Annotated in this window: 17 protein-coding genes; 10 read left to right on the forward strand and 7 right to left on the reverse strand. The window is 64.7% G+C overall.

The features are described 5' to 3' along the window. The first annotated feature begins 349 nt into the window (after positions 1-349). Both RFM52_RS25890 and RFM52_RS25895 read left to right on the forward strand, forming a co-directional pair. Positions 350-2,299 carry a long-chain fatty acid--CoA ligase gene (locus RFM52_RS25890; RefSeq protein WP_320294408.1) on the forward strand — a complete coding sequence of 650 codons (1,950 nt, stop codon included), beginning with the start codon at positions 350-352 and terminating at the stop codon, positions 2,297-2,299. 68 nt (positions 2,300-2,367) lie between these two features. Beyond that, positions 2,368-3,003, forward strand: coding sequence for a class I SAM-dependent methyltransferase (locus RFM52_RS25895; protein WP_320294475.1), 636 nt, complete (start codon positions 2,368-2,370; stop codon positions 3,001-3,003). Between the two features lie 97 nt (positions 3,004-3,100). On the opposite strand, the gene RFM52_RS25900 is transcribed toward RFM52_RS25895, so the two are convergent. Both RFM52_RS25900 and pgi read right to left on the reverse strand, forming a co-directional pair. Then, the gene (locus RFM52_RS25900) at positions 3,101-3,826 is read right to left on the reverse strand and encodes an HAD family hydrolase (protein ID WP_320294407.1); all 726 of its coding nucleotides are present in this window, start codon (positions 3,824-3,826) and stop codon (positions 3,101-3,103) included. A 5-nt stretch (positions 3,827-3,831) separates the two neighbouring features. After that, positions 3,832-5,475, reverse strand: coding sequence for a glucose-6-phosphate isomerase (pgi, locus tag RFM52_RS25905; RefSeq protein ID WP_320294406.1), 1,644 nt, complete (start codon positions 5,473-5,475; stop codon positions 3,832-3,834). Positions 5,476-5,930: 455 nt separating this feature from the next. On the opposite strand from pgi, the gene pdxR reads away from it, so the two are divergent. Next, a complete protein-coding gene (pdxR, locus tag RFM52_RS25910; protein ID WP_140647084.1) occupies positions 5,931-7,424 on the forward strand; it encodes a MocR-like pyridoxine biosynthesis transcription factor PdxR in 1,494 nt (497 codons plus the stop codon). A 223-nt stretch (positions 7,425-7,647) separates the two neighbouring features. Next, positions 7,648-9,237 (forward strand): trimethylamine methyltransferase family protein, encoded by a 1,590-nt coding sequence (locus RFM52_RS25915; RefSeq protein WP_320294405.1) that lies wholly within the window; start codon positions 7,648-7,650, stop codon positions 9,235-9,237. A 6-nt stretch (positions 9,238-9,243) separates the two neighbouring features. Here the strand turns inward: RFM52_RS25915 and RFM52_RS25920 are convergent, their stop codons facing one another. Continuing rightward, positions 9,244-9,642 (reverse strand): hypothetical protein, encoded by a 399-nt coding sequence (locus tag RFM52_RS25920; protein ID WP_320294404.1) that lies wholly within the window; start codon positions 9,640-9,642, stop codon positions 9,244-9,246. A 129-nt stretch (positions 9,643-9,771) separates the two neighbouring features. Beyond that, a complete protein-coding gene (locus tag RFM52_RS25925) occupies positions 9,772-11,577 on the reverse strand; it encodes an IlvD/Edd family dehydratase (protein ID WP_320294403.1) in 1,806 nt (601 codons plus the stop codon). 151 nt (positions 11,578-11,728) lie between these two features. Here RFM52_RS25925 and RFM52_RS25930 point away from each other — a divergent pair, with 151 nt between their 5' ends. Next, positions 11,729-12,178 carry an SRPBCC family protein gene (locus tag RFM52_RS25930; protein WP_320294402.1) on the forward strand — a complete coding sequence of 150 codons (450 nt, stop codon included), beginning with the start codon at positions 11,729-11,731 and terminating at the stop codon, positions 12,176-12,178. A 22-nt stretch (positions 12,179-12,200) separates the two neighbouring features. On the opposite strand, the gene RFM52_RS25935 is transcribed toward RFM52_RS25930, so the two are convergent. Further along, positions 12,201-13,370 carry an Mrp/NBP35 family ATP-binding protein gene (locus tag RFM52_RS25935; protein WP_320294401.1) on the reverse strand — a complete coding sequence of 390 codons (1,170 nt, stop codon included), beginning with the start codon at positions 13,368-13,370 and terminating at the stop codon, positions 12,201-12,203. A 211-nt stretch (positions 13,371-13,581) separates the two neighbouring features. Here RFM52_RS25935 and RFM52_RS25940 point away from each other — a divergent pair, with 211 nt between their 5' ends. Further along, on the forward strand, positions 13,582-13,959 hold the full coding sequence (locus RFM52_RS25940) for a VOC family protein (RefSeq protein ID WP_320294400.1): 378 nt from the start codon (positions 13,582-13,584) through the stop codon (positions 13,957-13,959). Between the two features lie 25 nt (positions 13,960-13,984). Here RFM52_RS25940 and RFM52_RS25945 read toward each other — a convergent pair whose 3' ends face one another. Beyond that, positions 13,985-14,989, reverse strand: a complete 1,005-nt coding sequence (locus tag RFM52_RS25945) for an inorganic phosphate transporter (RefSeq protein WP_320294399.1) — start codon at positions 14,987-14,989, stop codon at positions 13,985-13,987. 3 nt (positions 14,990-14,992) lie between these two features. Next, a complete protein-coding gene (locus RFM52_RS25950) occupies positions 14,993-15,634 on the reverse strand; it encodes a DUF47 domain-containing protein (protein WP_320294398.1) in 642 nt (213 codons plus the stop codon). A gap of 158 nt (positions 15,635-15,792) precedes the next feature. Between RFM52_RS25950 and RFM52_RS25955 the strand changes: the two genes are divergently transcribed. The 4 genes from RFM52_RS25955 (at position 15,793) to fdhF (ending at position 21,841) form a co-directional block, all read left to right on the forward strand. Continuing rightward, positions 15,793-16,692: a LysR family transcriptional regulator gene (locus tag RFM52_RS25955; protein WP_320294397.1), complete on the forward strand. Its 900-nt coding sequence runs from the start codon at positions 15,793-15,795 to the stop codon at positions 16,690-16,692. 193 nt (positions 16,693-16,885) lie between these two features. Then, positions 16,886-17,365, forward strand: coding sequence for a formate dehydrogenase subunit gamma (locus RFM52_RS25960; protein ID WP_320294396.1), 480 nt, complete (start codon positions 16,886-16,888; stop codon positions 17,363-17,365). Continuing rightward, positions 17,362-18,918 (forward strand): formate dehydrogenase beta subunit, encoded by a 1,557-nt coding sequence (locus RFM52_RS25965; protein ID WP_320294395.1) that lies wholly within the window; start codon positions 17,362-17,364, stop codon positions 18,916-18,918. The genes RFM52_RS25960 and RFM52_RS25965 overlap by 4 nt, the downstream gene beginning before the upstream one ends. A 10-nt stretch (positions 18,919-18,928) precedes the next feature. Further along, entirely contained in the window at positions 18,929-21,841 is a 2,913-nt protein-coding gene (fdhF, locus tag RFM52_RS25970) for a formate dehydrogenase subunit alpha (protein ID WP_320294394.1), read from the forward strand. Positions 21,842-21,843: the final 2 nt, after the last annotated feature.

The raw sequence follows: 21,843 nt of genomic DNA on the forward strand, positions 1-21,843 counted from the left end.
GAAAAGAATCTAGTTTTTGCTCAAAAAGTAGAAAAGGTGAGTAGTTTTTTCTGCTCACGACATTATTAACGACGGCATTTTTTTATTGATTGCTCGCCTTGAGAAATGGGCTCAGGGGGCCTGACTGCCTGAGGTCTGCCTGCTGCCCGGGCACGATATATGAGGCCGCCGAGGCATAGGATTTTGACCGCAAATCTTTCCCCGCCCTTGCCGCTGGGGCAAGGCTTGCACGCTCGCCGATAGAGGCAATACATAGACGATGGGCGGGATTTCCCGGAAAATCCGCAACCGGCGTGGAGGACGCTTCCTTGAAGCGCGCGCCCGGATAGAAGGCGACAGGGAGAGACAGGTGGCAAAAGCAGCCAAGACGACAGCCGCGGCGAAAGCAAAGGCCAAGGCCGCCGCCGAAAGCGAAGCGCCCAAGGCTGCCAAGGCCAAAGCAACGCCCAAGGCAAAGGCGGCGGCAAAGCCGGCCGCCGCCAAGCCCGCGGCGACAAAGACCAAGGCCGTAGCCACGAAAGTGGGCAAACCGGCAACCGCAAAAGCGGAGGCTGCCCAGCCGAGCGCCGCCAGGCCTGTCTCGAAGAGCCTGCCGAAGGCGATCACCGCGCTCACTGTCGGCCTGCCGGAAAAGCCGTGGCTGAAAAGCTATCCGAAGAACATGCCGGCCGAGATCGGCGCCCTGCCCTACAAGTCCATCGGCGAGTTCCTGGTCGGCGCCTGCAAGCAATTCGGCGGGCAGCCGGCCTTCGTGTGCATGGGCAAGTCGATCACCTATGCCGAGCTCGAGCGGCTATCGGCCGCGTTCGGCGCCTATCTGCAGGCGAGAGGCCTGGAGAAGGGCGCGCGCGTGGCGCTGATGATGCCGAACGTGCTGCAGTATCCGGTGGCAATGATGGCCATACTGCGCGCCGGCTATATCGTGGTGAACGTCAATCCGCTCTACACACCGCGCGAACTGGAACATCAGCTGAAGGATTCCGGCGCGCAGGCGATCGTCATCCTCGAAAACTTCGCCGGCACGCTGCAGGCGGTGATCGCCAGGACGCCGGTCAAGCATGTCATCGTCGCCGCGATGGGCGACATGCTGGGCGGCCTCAAGGGCGCCATCGTCAACATCGTCGTGCGGCGGGTGAAGAAGATGGTTCCGGCGTGGTCGCTGCCCGGCCATGTCAAGTTCAACGCCGTGCTCAAGACCGGCGCGACCATCGCCTTCAAGCCGCCCACGGTCTCCGGCGACGACATCGCCTTCCTGCAATATACGGGCGGCACCACCGGCGTCTCGAAAGGTGCCGTGCTGCTGCATCGCAACGTGCTTTCGAACGTCGCGCAGAATTCGCTGTGGGTGGAGGACGCCTACACGGTCAAGCCGAAGCCGGCGCATCTCAACTTCATCTGCGCGCTGCCGCTCTATCACATCTTCGCGCTGACGGTGAACGCGCTGATGGGCATGCAGCAGGGCGCGCAGAACGTTCTGATCCCCAACCCGCGCGACATTCCGGGCTTCGTCAAGGAACTGGCGAAATACCCGATGCACATCTTCCCAGGCCTCAACACGCTGTTCAACGCGCTGCTCAACAATGAGGAGTTCCGCAAGCTGGACTTCAAGCCGCTGATCCTGACGCTGGGCGGCGGCATGGCGGTGCAGAAGGGCGTCGCCGAACGCTGGAAGGCGCTGACCGGCTGTCCGGTGAGCGAAGGATACGGGCTCTCCGAAACCTCGCCTGTGGCGACCGCCAACAAGTTCAGCTCCAGCGACTTCACCGGTACGATCGGACTGCCGCTGCCTTCGACCGAAATCGCCATCCGCGACGACGACGGCAACAACGTGCCGCTAGGCGAAGTGGGCGAGATCTGCATCCGCGGTCCGCAGGTGATGGCCGGCTACTGGAACCGGCCCGACGAGACCGCCAAGGCGATGACCGAGGACGGCTTCTTCAAATCCGGCGACATGGGCTTCATGGACGAGCGCGGCTACACCAAGATCGTCGACCGCAAGAAGGACATGATCCTGGTCTCCGGCTTCAACGTCTATCCCAACGAGCTGGAGGAGGTGGTGGCGCATCATCCGGGCGTGCTCGAAGTGGCGGCGATCGGCGTGCCGGACGAGCACTCCGGCGAAGTGCCTAAATTGTTCGTGGTGAAGAAGGATCCGGCGCTGACCATCGAGGCGCTGATGGCCTATTGCCGCGAGAACCTGACCGGCTACAAGCGGCCGAAGTTCATCGAATTCCGCACCGAGCTGCCGAAGACGCCGGTCGGCAAGATTCTGCGGCGGGCGCTGCGGGACCAGGCTTGAGCGATTCCGCCGGCGAGACACCGGAGCGAGGCAAGCGGCTCGATCCGACGGAATTCATCAAGGCGAACATGCGGCTGGCGCCGGTGCCGTCGCTGCCGGAGGTCCGGCTCTATCAGGCGCATCCCGGCAGCGGCCTGCGGCAGCTGCTCGAACCGGACGACGACAACGGTGTGGACGAGGCCGAGTCGCAGCCGCCCTACTGGGCCTATGCCTGGGCGGGCGGCGCGGTGCTGGCCCGCTATATCCTCGACCGTCCGTCGATCGTCGCCGGTAAGCGCGTGCTCGACCTCGGCGCCGGCTCGGGGCTGGTCGGCATCGCGGCGGCAAAAGCCGGAGCGCGCGCGGTGATCGCGGCGGAGATCGACCGCAACGGGGTGGCGGCGCTCCGCCTCAACGCAAAAGCCAATGGTGTCGCCATCGAGATCGTCGACAAGGACATTACCGCCGGTCCACCGCCGGCGGTCGACGTGGTGCTGGCGGGCGACGTCTTCTACGCGCAGGACGTCGGGCAGCGGATGATGCCGTTCCTCGACCGCTGCCTCGCCGCCGGCATCGACGTGCTGGTCGGCGATCCCGGCCGCGCCTGGCTGCCCAGGCCACGGCTTTGCCTGCTCGGCGAATACCAGGTGCCGGATGTCGGCGGAAACGGCGGCAGCGAGCCCAGGCCAAGCGCCGTGTTCGCTTTTGTTGCGAAATCCGGTTAGAGCAATTCCAGGAAAAGTGTGAACGGTTTTCCGTCCGGAATTGCGTAAAAACAAGGAGATAGAGCGGTTTGCCGTTTCCGTGAAACGGCAAACCGCTCTAGCCCGCCGGAACGTTCACCCGCGCGGCCAGAAAATCCGGCAGGTCGGCGACCGAATCCAGAACGATGTCCGCCATCGGCGCCAGCGAGTCGCGCGTGCCGGTGCCGGAGAGCACGCCCACCGCCAGGCCGCAGCCGCCGGCGCGTGCCATTTCCAGATCATGGCGGTTGTCGCCGACCATGGCGATCTCGCCGGGCTTCAACCCGGTCAGGTCGCAGAAGGCGACCACCGTGTCGGGCGCCGGCTTGGAGTTGGCGACGGCGTCATAGCCGAAGGCGGCGTCGAAGAGCTGCGCGATGCCCAGCGTGGCGAGCGTCCGTTCGGCGCCGCTGGTCGAATCGTTGGTGGCGACGCCCATGCGATAGGATCGTTTGTGCAATGTCCGCAACGAGTCGATGACGCCCGGCAGCGCGACCGCCATGGCCGACCCTTGCACCGAGGTAATCTCATTGAAGCGGGCAACGGCGTGCATCTGGTCCTCGTCGGACAGACGCGGGAACCAGAGCTCGACGACGTCCATGTTCGAGCCGGAGGCGAAGATCGAATCGGGCTTGAAGCGTTTCGTGACGAAGTCGAAGCCGGCGGCGGCCAGCAGCCGATCCGCTTTCCAGCGGTCGCCCTCGGCGGCATCCATCGCCATGAAGTCGGCGACGCCGAGCCAGGTTGTGTTGAAGTCGACAAGCGTGCCGTCCTTGTCGAAGAGAATTCCCTTGATGTCTGCCAATCCTTTTACTCCGAACCGCGCAAGTGGTGGATGTGTCCCACCAGACCGGCAGTCGAGGCGTCGCGTTTTGCGGCAGTCTCCTTGCCCTCAACGACAGGCAGCAGGCCCGTCGCCAATTCCTTGCCGAGTTCGACCCCCCACTGGTCGAAGGAATTGATGTTGAACAGCGTGCCCTCGACGAAGACGCGATGTTCATAAAGCGCGATAAGCCGACCCAATGTACGCGGATCGAGCTTGCGGTAGAGGATGGTGAGCGACGGGCGATTGCCCGAGAAGACGCGGTGCGGCGCGATGCGGTCGACGTCGGCCGGCTTCATTCCCTTGGCCAGCATCTGCGCGCGCGCCTCTTCCAACGTGCGCCCCTTCATGAAGGCCTCCGACTGCGCCAGGCAGTTGGCGAGCAGAAGGTCGTGCTGGTGTTTCAATTCGGGCTCGTGACCGACAGCGGCGGCGAGGAATTCGACCGGGATGAAGTCGGTGCCCTGGTGCAGGAGTTGGAAGAAGGCATGCTGGCCGTTGGTGCCGGGCTCGCCCCAGACCAGCGGCCCGGTCGGCGTGGCAACCGCGGTGCCGTCCAGCGTGACGCTCTTGCCGTTCGATTCCATGTCGAGCTGCTGCAGATAGGCCGGCAGACGCGACAGGCGCTGGTCGTAAGGGATGACGGCACGGGCCGGATATTTGCAGACGACGCGATGCCACCAACCGATCAGCCCGAGCAGCACCGGCAGGTTCTTCTGCATCGGCGCGGTACGGAAATGCTCGTCCATCTCATGCGCGCCGTCGAGGAAAGCGCGGAAGTTGCGCGGGCCGACGGAAATCATCACCGGCAGGCCGATGGCGCTCCAGACCGAGTAGCGGCCGCCGACCCAATCCCAGAAGCCGAAGACGCGGTCTTCTTCGATGCCGAATTTGGCCACGAGGTCGAGCGCGGTCGAGACGGCGGCGAAATGCTTGCCGACCGCTTCCTTGCCCAGCGCCTTCTGCACCCAATCGCGCGCCGTCTCGGCATTCGTCATCGTCTCGACCGTGGTGAAGGTCTTGGAGGCGATGATGAACAAGGTCGTTTCCGGGGAGAGGCCCTTCAGCGTGTCATGGATATGGGCGCCGTCGACATTGGAGACATAGTGCGCGCGCGGCCCGTCGTGATAGGGCGCGAGCGCCAGCGTCACCATCGCCGGGCCGAGGTCCGAGCCGCCGATGCCGATGTTGACGATGTCGGTGATCTTCTTGCCGGTGGCGCCGGCCGCCTTGCCCGAGCGGATGGCGTCGGCGAAGGCGCCCATGGCGTCGAGCACGGCAATCACGTCGGCCTTGGTGTCCTGGCCGTCGACGATCACGCTCTTGCCGGTCAGGTTGCGCAGCGCGGTGTGCAGCACGGCACGGTTCTCGGTGATGTTGATCTTCTTGCCTTCGAACATCGCCGCGCGGCGTCCCGCGAGATCGGCCGCGCCCGCGAGCTTTTCCAGCATCGTCATCGTGTTCGCGTCGACCGCGCATTTCGACCAGTCGAGCAGAAGGTCTCCATCGGTGGCGGAAAATGTCTCGAAGCGCTTGGGATCGGCGGCGAAGGCCTCGCGCATCGAGCCCTTGGCCGCCGCGCGCTGATCGCGCAAGGCAGCAAGTTGCTTGTCGAAGGATGACTGGTCCACTGGCGGGCTCCTGGCGGGTTTTTAAACCATTTTAACAGGCCGGATGTTTCCGGCGCGTGTCGGCGCGTCATTCTATCGAGCCGATTTCCATTTCGTTCAAGCGTGGGATTGCCGCACTGCATCACGCTTTGATGAGGGTGGTGTTGGACGGTGAAGGGGTACCGTGCGCCGGTGGCGACGATGCTGCGCATCGCGCCTTTATGGTGCCGCGACGATGCTTCGCATCGCGCTTTGACGCGGGGCGACGACGCTGTGCGTCGCGCTTGGGTCGGTGCCGCGACGATGCTTCGCATCGCGCTTTGACGCGGGGCGACGACGCTGTGCGTCGCGCCTGATAGATCACTGGCATAAATCCCAGCGATCAGAAAAATTGATTGGCGCAACCCCTTATGCCACCCATACACTCCACTGGTCCAGCCAAGTGAAAACAGCTGGCCATCCGAGGAAGATTTCCCATGCCACAGCGCAATGACACGGCCATATGGTCCGGCCTGTTCCGGATTTCGGCTGAATCCGGCCAGACCCTCCAGGCGCAGATCCGCCAGGCGATCGTCGCGGCCATTCTCGACCGACAGATCGCCGCCTCGATGCCGTTGCCGTCGTGCCGAATTCTCGCGGAAAAACTTGGAGTTGCCCGCGGCACGGTGGTACTGGCCTTTCAGCAGTTGGTCGACCAGGGGTTCCTGGTGGCGCGCGAGCGGCGCGGCCATTTCGTCAATCCGGACGTGCTGGCCACCCCCGCCAAGCCGCATCAGAAGGCGCCCGACCAGCAGAACGAGATCGACTGGAAGGCGCGCCGGCAGATCGCCGCAAGCGACATGCCGCCGCCGGCCAAGCACGACAACTGGATCAAGTCCTCCTATCCGTTCGTCTACGGCCAGTTCGATCCGGCGCTGTTTCCGACCGCCGAATGGCGCGAGTGCAACCGCATGGCGCTGGCGGTGCTCGAGATCCGCAACTGGGCGTCCGACATGGTCGACCGCGACGATCCGCTGCTGATCGAGCAGATCCAGGCCAGGCTTCTGCCGCGGCGCGGCATCTTCGCCAATCCGGACGAGATCATCGTGACGCTGGGGGCGCAGAACGCGCTCTACATGCTGGCCACGCTGTTGATGACCAAGGGCTCGAAGGTGGCGATGGAAGACCCAGGCTACCCGGACGCGCGCTCGATCTTCCGGTTGGCCGGCGCCGATATTCAGCCGGTCCCGGTCGACCAGTCGGGCATCGTAACGTCTTCTATTCCCAGCGATTCCGGCTTCGTCTTCGTCACGCCCAGCCACCATTGCCCCACCATGGTGCCGCTGTCGGCGGAGCGGCGGCAGGATCTCCTGGCGCGCGCCAACCGCAACAACCAGATCATCATCGAGGACGGTTATGACAGCCAGTTGCTCGACGAGGCGCCGCAGCAGGCGCTGAAGAGCCTCGATCGCTCGGGCCGCGTCATCTATGTCGGCTCGATGTCGAAGACATTGGCTCCAGGTCTCAGGCTCGGCTACATCGTCGCCTCGGCGGGGCTGATCGCCGAGCTTCGCGCGCTGCGCCGCTTCATGCTCAGGCACCCGCCGGCAAACAACCAGCGCGCCGTCGCGCTGTTCCTGTCGCTCGGCCATCACGAGGCGCTGGTGCGCAGGCTTTCCACCGCCTTCGACGAACGGCGCAAGCGTCTGGTCCATGCGATTTCCGCTTTCCTGCCAGAATGGCGCTCGACCGACTCGGCGGGCGGCACATCGCTCTGGCTGGAGGGGCCGCGCGGCACCGATTCACGCGGACTTGCGGAAGCCGCCGCTTCGCGCAGCGTCATCATCGAGCCAGGCGACCGGTTCTTCGACCGCAGCGAAAAGCCCTCTCGTTTCATGCGCTTGGGCATCTCCTCGATCTCGCTGCAGCATATCGAGCCGGGCATCCGCGAACTTGCCACCGCGGCCGGACGCAGGCCCGCCGCCGCCTGATCGCCACAGACATCCTGAAAAGGAGCCGGCGCAGCGCCGGCTCTTTTTGTTTTGGCGCGCACCTGTTGCTTTAGAGCCCTGGCATATTCGACGGAAATGGCTGGCCCATAGGCTGTGCCAATGCCGGCGGCATAGTCGGGGCCAGAAGGGGACGAGGCAGACCGATGGTGGACCAACCGCCGCGGACCGCCTCGCAGATAAAAGACAAAGGTGGAGTGCTTCCATGTCAGTGGCTCTTGAGAAGCAGGAAGCGTCGGCGGACCAGCGTTCGCGGCGTTCCGGCGGACGCGAAGCGCGCCGCGCGATGCGGGCGGCGCCTTTGGCCGACGATATCCGTCCGGTGCGGGCGGGGCTTGAAGGCGGCAGCTATGGTCCGTTGAGCCAGAACGACCGCGAACGCATCCACGAAGCAGTGCTGACGCTCCTCGAGACGGTCGGCTTCGCCAACGCCATCCCGTCATGCATCGAAGCGCTGACCCGGGTCGGCGGCATTTATGGCGACGACGGCCGCATCCGGCTGCCGCGCGCGCTGGTGCTGGACACGATCAAACGAGCGGCGCGCAACTTCACCCTCTACGGCCAGGATCCGAAGCACGACATGCTGATCCAGGGCAAACGCGTGCACTACGGCACAGCGGGCGCGGCGGTGCATCTGGTCGACGTCGAGAAGCGCGAATATCGCGAATCGCTGCTGCAGGATCTCTACGACGCCGCCCGTCTCGTCGACGGGCTGGACAATATCCATTTCTTCCAGCGCACCATGGTGCCGCGCGACATCCCCGATCCGCTCGATATGGATTTCAACACGCTCTATGCCTGCGTGATGGGGACGTCCAAGCATGTCGGCACCTCGTTCACCGTGCGCGAGAACGTCAAGCCGGCGCTGGAAATGCTCTACGCGATCGCCGGCGGCGAGGAGAATTTCCGCGCGCGGCCGTTCGTGTCGAACTCGAACTGCTTCGTCGTGCCGCCAATGAAGTTCGCCGAGGACGCCTGCGGCGTGCTCGAAGCCTGCGTCGAAGGCGGCATTCCGATCCTGCTGCTCTCCGCCGGCCAGGCGGGCGCTACGGCACCCGCCGCGATCGCCGGCGCCGTCGTGCAGGCGGTGGCGGAAGTGCTGATGGGCCTAGTCTATGTCAATGCCATCAAGCCTGGGCATCCGGCGATCTTCGGCACCTGGCCCTTCGTATCCGACCTCCGCACCGGCGCCATGTCGGGCGGCTCGGCCGAACAGGCTATGCTGACCGCGGCCTGCGCGCAGATGGCGCAATATTACGACCTGCCCGGCGGCTCGGCCGCCGGCATGACGGATTCGAAACTGCCCGACATCCAGTCTGGCTATGAAAAGGGCATCACCGACGTGATGGCCGGTCTTGCCGGCCTCAATCTCGTCTATGAGTCGGCCGGCATGCATGCCTCGCTGCTTGGCTTCTGCCTGGAAAGCCTGATCATCGACAACGACATGCTGGGACACTGCCTGCGCTGCGTGCGCGGCATCGAGGTGACCGACGAGGCGCTGTCGATCGACACCATCGCCGATGTCTGCATGAAGGGTCCCGGACACTATCTCGGCAACGATCAGACGCTGAAGCTGATGCAGACCGAGTATTTCTATCCCGCCGTCGGCGACCGTTTCTCCCCCAAGGAATGGAACGAAAAGGGCCGGCCCGACATCCTGTCGCGGGCAATCGCGGAGAAGAAGCGCGTGCTTGCCGAGCGTTTCCCGCGCCACGTCTCGCGCCTGCTCGACGACAAGCTGCGCGCCCGCTTCGGCGAGATGATCAAGCTGCCGCGCAGCGGCATGGGCGGGTGAGCTCCATCATTCGACGGTCAGCCGGTAGCGCTCGACGACTTCGGCATTGATCAGCTTGGCGTGCAGCGTCATCAGCACGATCTGCGCATCAAAGCTGTCGCCGGCCTCCAGCGCCGCCTCGATGCGGCGCTCGACCGCCAATGTCGGCTCCCGGCCGTTGGCCTGCTCGAACACCTCCGGTCCGGCAACGCAATAGCCGCAGAGCTGCGCCACGGATTGATAGGCGTCCGCCGGCGGTTCGTCCGGCCAGCGGTCGTTCATCAGGTTGACGATGGTGAGCTTCACGCCCTCGGGAACCAGGGCGGGATGCAGGTCGGCCGCACGCAGCGCCTCGTCGAGCTGGCGCAGATCGCCGGAGCGGCCGAACATGCCGAGGAAGCCGAGGGAAGAACGCCGTTTCGCCACTATATCTCTCCCCTTCGCAGGCTGCCGAGGTCGAGCTTATCTGTGGGTTCCGTCGAGACAAAACAAGGGCAACAGAAAAGGGCGACCCGCCATCGGCGAGCCGCCCTCATGATTTAGCCGACTACACGATCAGTGATTGTCGCGCGGCACGCCGCTGGTGTGCGCGACGTCCTGGTACTTCACCGCCGGCTTCAGCACCATGCCGGCCGAGAACTGGTCGACCATGCCGCGCTGGATCTCCTGCCAGGGCGTCTGGTGCTTGGGATAGTGATAACCGCCATTGCCCTGCAGCGCGGCGCGCCGCTTGGCGATCTCCTCGTCGCTGACGAGGATATTGGCCGTGCCCTTCTTGAGGTCGATGCGGACGCGGTCGCCGGTCTTGAGCAGCGCAAGGCCGCCGCCGATCGCGGCTTCCGGCGAGGCGTTGAGGATCGACGGCGAGCCGGAGGTACCGGACTGGCGGCCGTCGCCGATGCAGGCCAGCGCATGGATGCCCTTCTTGATGAGGTAGGCTGGCGGCTGCATGTTGACCACCTCGGCGCCGCCCGGATAACCGACCGGACCGGCGCCGCGCATGAACAGGATCGTGTGCTCGTCAATGCCCTGCGCCGGGTCGTCGATGCGGGCGTGGTAATCCTCCGGCCCGTCGAAGACCATGGCGTTGCCTTCGAAAGCCTCAGGGTCGTTCGGGTTGGAGAGATAACGCTCCCGGAATTCGGGCGAGATGCCGCTGGTCTTCATGATGGCGGAATCGAACAGATTGCCCTTGAGATTGATGAAGCCGGCATTGGCCTTGAGCGGCTTGTCGGCGCTGCGGATGACATCCTGGTTCTCGTTGACGGCATCCCTGCAATTGTCGCCCATCGACTTGCCGTTGACGGTGATGGCATCGGGATGCGGCAGCAGGCCGCCCTTCATCAGTTCGGCAACGACGGCCGGCACGCCGCCGGCATGGTGATAGTCCTCGCCGAGATACTCGCCCGTCGGCTGCAGGTTGACCAGCAGCGGAATGTCGAGGCCGATCTTCTGCCAGTCGTCATTGTCGAGCGGCACGCCGAGATGGCGTGCGATGGCGTTGAGGTGGATCGGCGCGTTGGTCGAGCCGCCGATGGCCGAGTTGACGACGATGGCGTTCTCGAAGGCCCCGCGCGTCATGATGTCGGACGGTTTCAGGTCCTCATGCACCATGTCGACGATGCGCTTGCCCGTCTCGTAGGCGATCTGGCCGCGTTCGCGATAGGGCGCGGGGATGGCGGCCGAGCCCGGCAACTGCATGCCGAGCGCCTCTGCCAGCGAATTCATCGTTGTGGCGGTGCCCATGGTGTTGCAATAGCCGGTCGAGGGTGCCGAGGAGGCGACGATGTCCATGAACTCGTCATAGTCGATCTCGCCGGCCGAAAGTCTTTGCCGGGATTCCCAGACGATGGTGCCGGAGCCGGTGCGCTTGCCCTTGTGCCAACCGTTCAGCATCGGGCCGACCGACAGCGCGATCGCCGGAATGTTGACGGTGGCCGCCGCCATCAGCAGCGCCGGCGTGGTCTTGTCGCAGCCGATGGTCAGCACGACGCCGTCGAGCGGATAGCCGTAAAGCACCTCGACGAGGCTGAGATAGGCAAGGTTGCGGTCGAGCGCGGCGGTCGGGCGCTTGCCGGTCTCCTGGATCGGATGGCACGGAAACTCGAACGGGATGCCGCCCATCGAGACGATGCCCTCGCGCACGCGCTTGGCGAGTTCGAGATGATGCCGGTTGCAGGGCGAAAGGTCGGAACCGGTCTGCGCGATGCCGATCAGTGGCTTGCCCGACATCAGCTCGGCGCGCGTCAGGCCGTAATTGAGGTAACGCTCGAGATAGAGCGCCGTCATGCCCGGATTGTCGGGATTGTCGAACCACTCCTGCGAGCGAAATTTCTTCTTCTTGGTGGGGGCGCCTGCCATGGTGGTCTCCGTATTTGTATGACAAATCGATAGGACAATGCGCTCATGCAGGCAAGAGGCAGGCGCAGCCAGAACCCGGACTTTGGTGCGATAGACTTGTCCCGGCCCGCGCGCTACGACCAATCGGCATCAGCAAACGCGGGAGGTCTTGATGGCTTTGGTGATCGAAGGCGAGGAGCGGATCGCCGCACCCGTCGAGAAAGTGTGGGAAGCCCTCAACGACCCGGAAATCCTGAAGGAGGCGATTCCGGGCTGCCAAAGCCTGGAAAAGACCTCGAACACCGAGATGGCGGCGACCGTGGTGCTCAAGATCGGGCCGATCAAGGCGACCTTCAACGGCGAAGTCACGCTGAAGAACCTCAAGCCACCGCATTCCTACACCATTCAGGGTGAGGGCAAGGGCGGCATTGCCGGCTTCGCCAAGGGCGGCGCCGACGTGACGCTGACCGCCGAAGGGCCGGATGCGACAGTGCTCACATATGCCGCCAAGGCCGAGGTCGGCGGCAAGATCGCCCAACTCGGCAGCCGACTGATCCAGTCGACTTCGAAGAAACTGGCCGGGCAGTTCTTCTCGACATTCGGCGAGAAGGTCGGCGCCTGACCCTCCCCTCGAGGGAAAGGGTTTATTCGAACACGATGCTGGGCACGGCGGCTTCGGCCGCGCCGCGCTCTTGCTGGACCCGATCCCAGACCTTCAATGCGATGTCGCGGTAGATCTTCGCCTCGGCGCCCTCCGGCTTCGAGGCGACGACCGGGGCGCCGGCGTCCGAGCTCTCACGGATGCCCATTTCCAGCGGCACCTCGCCGAGGAAGGTGACACCGAGGCGCTCGGCCTCGCGGCGCGCGCCGCCATGGCCGAAAATGTCGTAGCGCTTACCGGTGTCCGGCGCGAGGAAGTAGCTCATATTCTCGACGATGCCGAGCAGCGGCACATCGACCTTCTTGAACATGTTGAGGCCCTTGCGCGCGTCGATCAGCGCCAGGTCCTGCGGCGTCGAAACGATGACGGCGCCGGCGAGCGGCACCTGCTGGGCCATGGTGAGTTGGGCATCGCCGGTGCCGGGCGGCATGTCGACCACCAGCACGTCGAGCGGACCCCATTCGACTTCGCGCAGCATCTGCGTCAGCGCCGACATCACCATCGGGCCGCGCCAGATCATCGGCGTCTCCTCATCGACGAGGAAGCCCATCGACATCACCTTGAGGCCGTAATTCTGCATCGGCTTCAGGATCTTGCCGTCGACGGTCTGCGGCCGGCCGTGGATGTTGAGCAGCCTGGGCATCGATGGGCCATATATGTCGGCATCGAGCACGCCGACCTTCAACCCGTTGGCAGCAAGGCCGAGCGCCAGGTTGACGGCGGTGGTCGATTTTCCGACGCCGCCCTTGCCGGAGGCGACCGCGATGATGGCGTCGATGCCTGGCACCCCGCGCTTGCCATGGCTCTGCGATGCGGGCGCGTGCGGCGCGGGACGCTGCGGCGGCGGAGCGGCGGGCCGCGGGGCGGCAGGGCGCGCCGGAACCGGCGCTTCCATGCCGCCGCCCTTCTTCTCCGCCGTCAGCGCGACGACGGCGCTGGCGACGCCGGGGATCGCCTTCACCGCGCGTTCGGCGGCGGCGCGCAACGGCTCCAGCTCCTGGGCGCGGGCGGCGGGAACGGTGATCGAGAAGAATACCTTCGAATCGGCGATGAAAATCTCCGAGACCATGCCGAGATCGACGATGTTGCCGGTAAAATCCGGCCCGTTCACCGTCTTCAGGCGCTCGACGACGGATTCCTTGGTAACGGACATGATCTTTCCTCGGGGCTTTGGCGTTCCAGATAGTGCAGTTTGCCGGCAGAACCAAGCCGTGGCGCAATGGCTCGCCCGGCGTGCCCCGGAAAGCGACGGATGGCGTCGGATTTGGCCAGGGCCATGGTTCAGATTCGGGGCCAGGTCGTAGCCAAACGGCGCGCCCGCGCTATTTCCATTGCCATCACGACAACCGGGGAAGGAGACAGCCATGCTCGAAAACAGCAATGTGACAGCCAATCTCGCGGTGAAGGACATCGCCAAGGCAAAGGCGTTCTACGAGGGAACGCTGGGCCTCAGCCAAGTGGACGACATGGAGGGCGAACTGATCGTCTACAAAAGCGGTGACACCCTCATCAATGTCTATCACTCGCAATTCGCCGGCACCAACAAGGCGACGGCCGCAACCTGGGCAGTGGGCGACCGGATCGAGCCTATCGTCAAGTCGCTGAAGTCGAAGGGCATCACCTTCGAGCACTACGATATGCCTGGACTGTCGCTCGAAGGCGACATCCATGTCGGCTCCGGCATGAAGGTGGCCTGGTTCAAGGACCCCGACGGCAACATCCTGAACCTGGTGGGCGAATAATGCCGCAGCCGCGATCCGGGCCGCATCATGCGGCCAAGCGCGTCGCGAGATAGGTCAGTGCGGAGATCGCCGCCGTCGCCGGCAGCGTGATCACCCAGGCGACGACGATGTTGCCGGCGATGCCCCAGCGCACGGCGGAGACGCGGCGGGCGGCGCCGACGCCGATGATGGCGCCGGTGATGGTATGCGTCGTCGAAACCGGAACGCCGAGCCAGGTGGCGGCGAAAAGCGTCAAGGCGCCGCCGGTCTCGGCGCAAAACCCCTGCATCGGGTTCAGCCGCGTGATCTTCGAGCCCATGGTGTGGACGATGCGCCAGCCGCCGAACAGCGTGCCCAGCGCCAGCGCCGACTGGCAGGTGAGCACCACCCAGAGCGGCACATAGAAAGTCGGGCCGAGCGCGCCTTGCGAATAGAGCAGCACGGCGATGATGCCCATGGTTTTCTGCGCGTCGTTGCCGCCATGCCCAAGCGAATAGAGCGAGGCGGAAAAGAACTGCAGCACGCGGAACGTGTTGTCGACGGCGAACGGCGTCTGGCGCACGAACAGCCACGAAACAATGAGAACAAGGACGAGCGCCAGCACGAATCCGGTCGCCGGCGACAGCACGATGGCAGCGACCGTCTTGCCGAGCCCCGACCAGACGATGGCGCCGGTTCCGGCCTTGGCGACACCGGCGCCGACCAGCCCGCCGATCAGCGCGTGCGAACTGCTCGACGGGATGCCGGCGACCCAGGTGACGATGTTCCAGACGATGGCCCCGACGAGCGCGGAAAAAATCACCGCCGGCGTGACGATGCTGGCGTCCACGATGCCTTTTCCGACCGTCTCGGCGACATGAAGGCCGAAGAACAGGAAAGCGATGAAATTGAAGAAAGCCGCCCAGAACACCGCGTAATGCGGCCTCAGCACCCGGGTGGAGACGATGGTTGCAATCGAATTTGCGGCGTCGTGCAGGCCGTTGAGGAAATCGAAGAACAGCGCCACGGCGACGAGGCCGATCAGCAGGGGAAAAGCGATCGTGGCTTCCATCGCCTAGACGTTCTCGATGACGATGCCGCTGATCTCGTTGGCGACATCCTCGAAACGGTCGACCACCTTCTCCAACTGGCCATAGATCTCCGAGCCGATCAGATAGGCCATGGCGTCGCCGCGGCCGTGGCGCCTGAACAGGTCCTTCAGGCCCTGCTCGTGCAGATCGTCGGCGCGGCCCTCGACGCGCATCACCTCCTCGGCGATGGCGTTGAGGCGCGCTGCGTTGGCGCCTACCTTGCCGAGCAGCGGGATTGCCTCCGCGACCAATCGGGCGGCCTGGACGATGACGCCGCCCATTTCCCGCATCAGCGGGTCGAACTCGCTGACCTCGAACAATTTCACCGTCTTGACCATCTTGTGCATCATGTCGATGGCGTCATCCATCGACTGGATCAAGTCCTTGATGTCGCCGCGGTCGAACGGGGTGATGAAGGAGCGTCGAACGGCAAGCAGAACCTCAGCGGTGATGCCGTCGGCCTCGTTTTCGAGATCGACGATCTTCTGGCACCAGCGGTCGATGTCCTTGCCCTGGAGAAGCTGCTCAAGGGCCTCGGCGCCGCCGACCACGGTGCGCGAATGCCGCTCGAACAGATCGAAGAAGCGATCCTCGCGCGGCAACAGCTTGCGAAACCAGCCCAGCATGTCGTCCCTCCTTGCTTCCGCCTATCCCACATAACGCCATGGGCGGCGCGGGAAAACAGATAGCCGGCTCAAAAATGTGGACGAGGTCGATTGCGCATGCGTCTTGCGAAGCGGGGCGATTTCCCCGACCTTGGGCAAACCGCTGCGGATCGGACGGCATGATCGACAAACTGGAATTCTTCATCGCTTTGGCCAAGGAGGAGCATTTCGGCCGGGCCGCGGAGGTGTGCGGCGTGACCCAGCCGACTTTGTCGGCCGGCATCAAGCAGCTCGAGGAGCAGCTCGGCGTCATGCTGGTGCTGCGCGGCTCGCGCTTCCAGGGCCTGACGCCGGAAGGCAAGCAGGTGCTGACCTGGGCGCGCCGCATCGTCGGCGACACAAGGACGATGCGCGAGGAGATGCGCGCGGCGCGCCACGGCCTTGCCGGCCGCATCCGCATCGCGGCGGTCCCCACTGCGTTGGCCATGGTGGCGCGGCTGACGACGCCGTTCCGCGAAAAGCATCCGGGCGTCACCTTCTCGGTGCTGTCGCGCACCTCGATCGAGGTGCTGACGCTGCTCGGCAATTTCGATGTCGATGCCGGCATCACCTATCTCGACAACGAGCCGCTCGGGCGCGTCACCAGCGTGCCGCTCTATGACGAGCGCTACCAGCTGATCACGGCGGTCGGGAACCCATATTCCGACCGCGACAAAGTGACGTGGGCCGAGATCAGCCAGCTGCCGCTGTGTCTTCTCACGCCGGATATGCAGAACCGCCGCATCATCGATCAGCATTTGGCGGAAGCCGGCGTGCAGGTGCGGCCGACGCTGGAATCCAATTCGATGATCGTGCTCTTCTCGCATATCCGTACCGGCAAATGGTCGTCGATCATGCCGCTCAACCTTGCGGAAACATTCGGCTTTTCCGAACCGATCCGGGCGATCCCGATCGTCGAGCCGGATGCCAGCCACACGGTCGGGCTGGTGGCGGCGCCGGGCGAGCCGCACACGCCGCTGGTGCAGGCGCTGCTGGACGAGGCGATGGCGCTGGCGGACGATTTCCGCGCCCACCGCTAGGTTAGACAATGCGGGCTACCCGATTTCGATAGAAATTTTCTATCGAGCGACGGGAGCGCTTTATTGATTTCGGAGGTTTCCTCTGATTTCGTAAGGACTTAGCGATATTGCGCCCTATGCATGTCGTTGCCCCGAAACCGCACTATATCCAGGGGTGACATACATTGGCCGCCACGACCAGGGAGGGCGCTGCGTGATCATGCAGGCCGCAAGTACCGAGATCGCGTTGCGCACGGCGGCGATCATTGACGAGATGAAGGGCCTGGAAGGCCCGCTGCTGCCGATCCTGCACAGCATACAGGAAGAGTTCGGGCACGTTCCGAAGGACGCGCTGCCGGTGATCGCCGACGGGCTGAACCTCTCCCGAGCCGAAGTGCACGGCGTGGTCAGCTTCTATCACGATTTCCGCGCCAAGCCAGCCGGACGGCACGTGCTGAAGCTTTGCCAGGCAGAAGCCTGCCAGTCGATGGGCTCGGACGCCGTCGCGGCCAAGGTCAAGCAGTTGCTCGGCATCGATTTCCACGAGACCACGCGCGACGGATCGGTTACACTGGAGCCGGTCTACTGCCTCGGGCTTTGCGCCTGCTCGCCGTCGGCGATGCTCGACGGCGAAGTCATCGGCCGGCTCGATGACGAGAAGATCGAAGAGATCGTCGCGGAGGTACGTTCATGATCCCGCGCATCTATATCCCGGCAGACTCCGGCGCGCTGGCGCTCGGCGCCGAAAAGGTCGCCAAGGCGATCGAGAAGGAACTCAAGGAGCGCGGCGTCGAGGCCAAGATCGTGCGCAACGGCTCGCGCGGCGCCTATTTCCTGGAACCGATGGTAGAGGTCGCGACCGCCAACGGCCGCGTCGCCTACGGACCGGTGAAGGCGTCCGACGTCAAGAGCCTGTTCGACAGCGGCTTTCTCACCGGCGGCCACCACAAGCGCTGGCTCGGCTCGCCCGATAAGATCCCCTTCTTCGCCAAGCAGACGCGGCTGACCTTCGCGCGCTGCGGCATCAACGACCCGCTGTCGCTCGACGCCTACAAGTCGCTGGGCGGTTTGCGCGGCCTGCAGAACGCCGTCGCCATGACGCCGGCCGATGTGGTCAAGCAGGTGACCGAGTCCGGCCTGCGCGGTCGCGGCGGCGCAGGTTTCCCGACCGGCATCAAGTGGAAGACGGTGCTGGATACGGCGGGCGAGCAGAAATACATCGTCTGCAACGCCGACGAGGGCGACAGCGCCACGTTCGCCGACCGCATGATCATGGAAGGCGATCCCTTCGTGCTGATCGAAGGCATGGCGATCGCCGGCGTCGCCACCGGCGCGACCAAGGGTTTCGTGTATATCCGCTCGGAATATCCGCATGCGGTGGCGACGATGAACAAGGCCGTCGCCATCGCCCGCAAGGCGGGCGTGCTGGGCGTCAACGTGCTGGGTTCGCCCAACGCTTTCGACATGGAGATCCGCGTCGGCGCCGGCGCCTATGTCTGCGGCGAGGAAACCTCGCTGCTGAACAGCCTCGAGGGCAAGCGCGGCGTGGTGCGCGCCAAGCCGCCGCTGCCCGCCATTCAAGGGTTGTTCGGCAAGCCGACGGTGATCAACAATGTGATCAGCCTGGCCTCGGTGCCGATCATCATGGACAAGGGCGCCGCCTACTACAAGGATTTCGGCATGGGCCGCTCGCGCGGCACGATCCCGATCCAGATCGCAGGCAACGTTCGCAATGGCGGCCTGTTCGAGACGGCCTTCGGCCTGACGCTCGGCGAAATCGTCGACGACATCGGCGGCGGCACGGCTTCGGGACGTCCGGTCAAGGCGGTGCAGGTCGGCGGCCCGCTCGGCGCCTATTTCCCGCGCGCTTTGTTCGACACGCCCTTCGACTACGAGGAATTCGCCAAGCGCGACGGTCTGATCGGCCATGCCGGCATCACGGTGTTCGACGACACGGCCGACATGCTGAAGCAGGCGCGCTTCGCCATGGAGTTCTGCGCCATCGAAAGCTGCGGCAAGTGCACGCCCTGCCGCATCGGCTCGACGCGCGGCGTGGAGGTTCTGGACAAGGTCGCCGCAGGCATCGAGGCGGAGAAGAACCTCGCTCTGGTCACCGACCTCTGCAACACCATGAAGTTCGGATCGCTCTGCGCGCTGGGCGGCTTCACGCCCTATCCGGTGATGAGTTCGATCACGCATTTCCCCGAGGATTTCAAGCCCGCGCCGGCGCGCGTGGCGGCTGAATAGGAGCTGGCAGATGAACATCAAGGCCGACTTCCCGACACTCATCGAAGAGATCGACTACGGAACGCCGGAGTCGAAGGCAACGAAGCAGATCACGCTGACCGTCGACGGGCAAAGCATCACCGTGCCGGAAGGCACGTCGATCATGCGCGCGGCGATGGAAGGCGGGGTCGAGATCCCGAAACTCTGCGCCACCGACATGCTGGACTCCTTCGGCTCCTGCCGCGTCTGCCTGGTCGAGATCGAAGGGCGCGGCGGCACGCCGGCCTCCTGCACGACGCCGGTCGGCGAAGGCATGGTGGTGCGCACGCAGTCGGACCGGCTCGACGCCATCCGCCGCGGCGTCATGGAACTCTATGTCTCGGACCACCCGACCGGCTGGAACGAGAAGGCCGGCACCGGCGCCAGCGAATTCGACGCGGTGGCAAAGTCGGTCGGTCTCTCCGAGAACCGCTACGGCGTTGAAGGCCGCAACCACGTCAAGGAAGAAGGCGGTGTGGCGCCCGGCCATGGCTCGCTGGCGGTCGACTACATCGCCCGCGACGAATCCAACCCCTATTTCACCTACGATCCGGCGCAGTGCATCGTCTGCTCGCGCTGCGTGCGCGCCTGCGAAGAGGTGCAGGGCACCTTCGCGCTGACCATCGAGGGCCGCGGTTTCGAGTCGCGCATGGTCGCCGGCATGCATGAGGATTTCATCGCTTCCGAATGCGTCTCCTGCGGCGCCTGCGTGCAGGCCTGCCCGACCGACGCGCTGCGCGAGAAGACCGTGCTCGAAAAGGGCATGCCGGAGCGCTCGGCCGTCACCACCTGCGCCTATTGCGGCGTCGGCTGCTCGTTCAAGGCCGAAGTCAAGGATGACGAGGTCATCCGCATGATGCCCTACAAGGACGGCAAGGCGAACCACGGCCATTCCTGCGTCAAGGGCCGCTTCGCCTATGGCTATGCCACGCACAAGGACCGCATCCTGTCGCCGATGGTCCGCGAGAAGATCACCGACCCGTGGCGCGAAGTGAGCTGGGAAGAGGCGATCGCCCACACGGCGAAAGAGTTCCGCCGCATCCAGTATCAGTATGGACGCACCGCGATCGGCGGCATCACCTCCTCGCGCTGCACCAACGAGGAGACCTACCTCGTCCAGAAGCTGGTGCGGCAGGGCTTCCGCAACAACAATGTCGACACCTGCGCCCGCGTCTGCCACTCGCCGACCGGCTACGGTCTCGGCCAGACCTACGGCACCTCGGCCGGTACGCAGGATTTCGACTCGGTCGAATTCACCGACGTCGCCGTCATCATCGGCGCCAATCCGGCTTCCGCCCATCCCGTCTTCGCCTCGCGGCTGAAGAAGCGGCTGCGCCAGGGCGCCAAGCTGATCGTGCTCGATCCGCGCCGCACCGAGATGGTCAAGTCGGCGCATGTCGAGGCCGACTATCACCTGCCCTTGAAGCCCGGCACCAACGTGGCGGTGCTGACGGCGCTGGCGCATGTCATCGTCACCGAAGGCCTGTTCGACGAGGCCTTCATCCGCGAGCGCTGCGACTGGGCCGAGTTCCAGGACTGGGCGTCCTTCGTTGCGCTGCCTGAAAACAGCCCGGAAGTTGTCGGCCAGTTGTCCGGCGTCGATCCGGAACTGATCCGGGGCGCCGCGCGCATGTATGCCAAGGGCGGCAACGGCGCGATCTATTACGGCCTCGGCGTGACCGAGCACAGCCAGGGCTCGACCACGGTGATGGCGATCGCCAATCTCGCCATGGCGACCGGCAATATCGGCCGTCCCGGCGTCGGCGTGAACCCGCTGCGCGGCCAGAACAATGTGCAGGGCTCCTGCGACATGGGTTCCTTCCCGCATGAATTGCCCGGCTACCGGCATATCTCGGGCGAGGCGGTGCGCGACATCTATGAGAGCCTGTGGGGCGTGAAGCTGGACGACGAGCCCGGCCTGCGCATCCCCAACATGCTCGACGCCGCCGTCGACGGTTCGTTCAAGGGCATCTACATCCAGGGCGAGGATATCCTGCAGTCCGATCCCGACACCAAGCATGTCGCCGGCGGCCTTGCGGCGATGGAATGCGTGGTGGTGCACGATCTCTTCCTCAACGAGACGGCGAACTACGCGCATGTCTTCCTGCCTGGCTCGACCTTCCTCGAGAAGGACGGCACCTTCACCAATGCCGAGCGCCGCATCAACATGGTGCGCAAGGTCATCGAGCCGAAGGCGCGCTATGCCGACTGGGAAGCGACGCAGGAACTCGCCCGCGCCATCGGGCTCGACTGGAACTACACGCATCCCTCGCAGATCATGGACGAGATCGCCAAGACGACGCCAAGCTTCGCCAATGTTTCGTTCGAGCTGCTCGACCGCGTCGGCTCGGTGCAGTGGCCCTGCAACGACAAGGCGCCGCTCGGCACGCCGATCATGCATGTCGACGGCTTCGTGCGCGGCAAGGGCAAGTTCATCCGCACCGAATATGTGGCGACGGACGAGCGAACCGGCCCGCGCTATCCGCTGCTGCTGACCACCGGGCGTATCCTGTCGCAATACAATGTCGGCGCGCAGACCAGGCGCACCGAGAATTCGATGTGGCACGCCGAGGACCGGCTGGAGATCCATCCGCATGACGCCGAAGTTCGTGGCGTGCGCGAAGGCGACTGGGTGCGGCTGGCAAGCCGTTCGGGCGAAACCACGCTGCGCGCGCTGATCACCGACCGTGTCTCGCCGGGTGTCGTCTATACGACGTTCCACCACCCGGACACGCAGGCCAACGTGATCACGACCGATTTCTCGGACTGGGCGACCAATTGTCCGGAATACAAGGTCACCGCCGTGCAGGTGGCGCCGTCCAACGGCCCGACCGACTGGCAGAAGGACTATAACGAGCAGGCCAAGCAGAGCCGCCGCATCGCTCCGCTGGCGGCGGCGGAGTAGTC

It is taken from the genome of Mesorhizobium humile (assembly GCF_033977215.1).
Classification (GTDB): Bacteria; Pseudomonadota; Alphaproteobacteria; order Rhizobiales; family Rhizobiaceae; genus Mesorhizobium; species Mesorhizobium humile.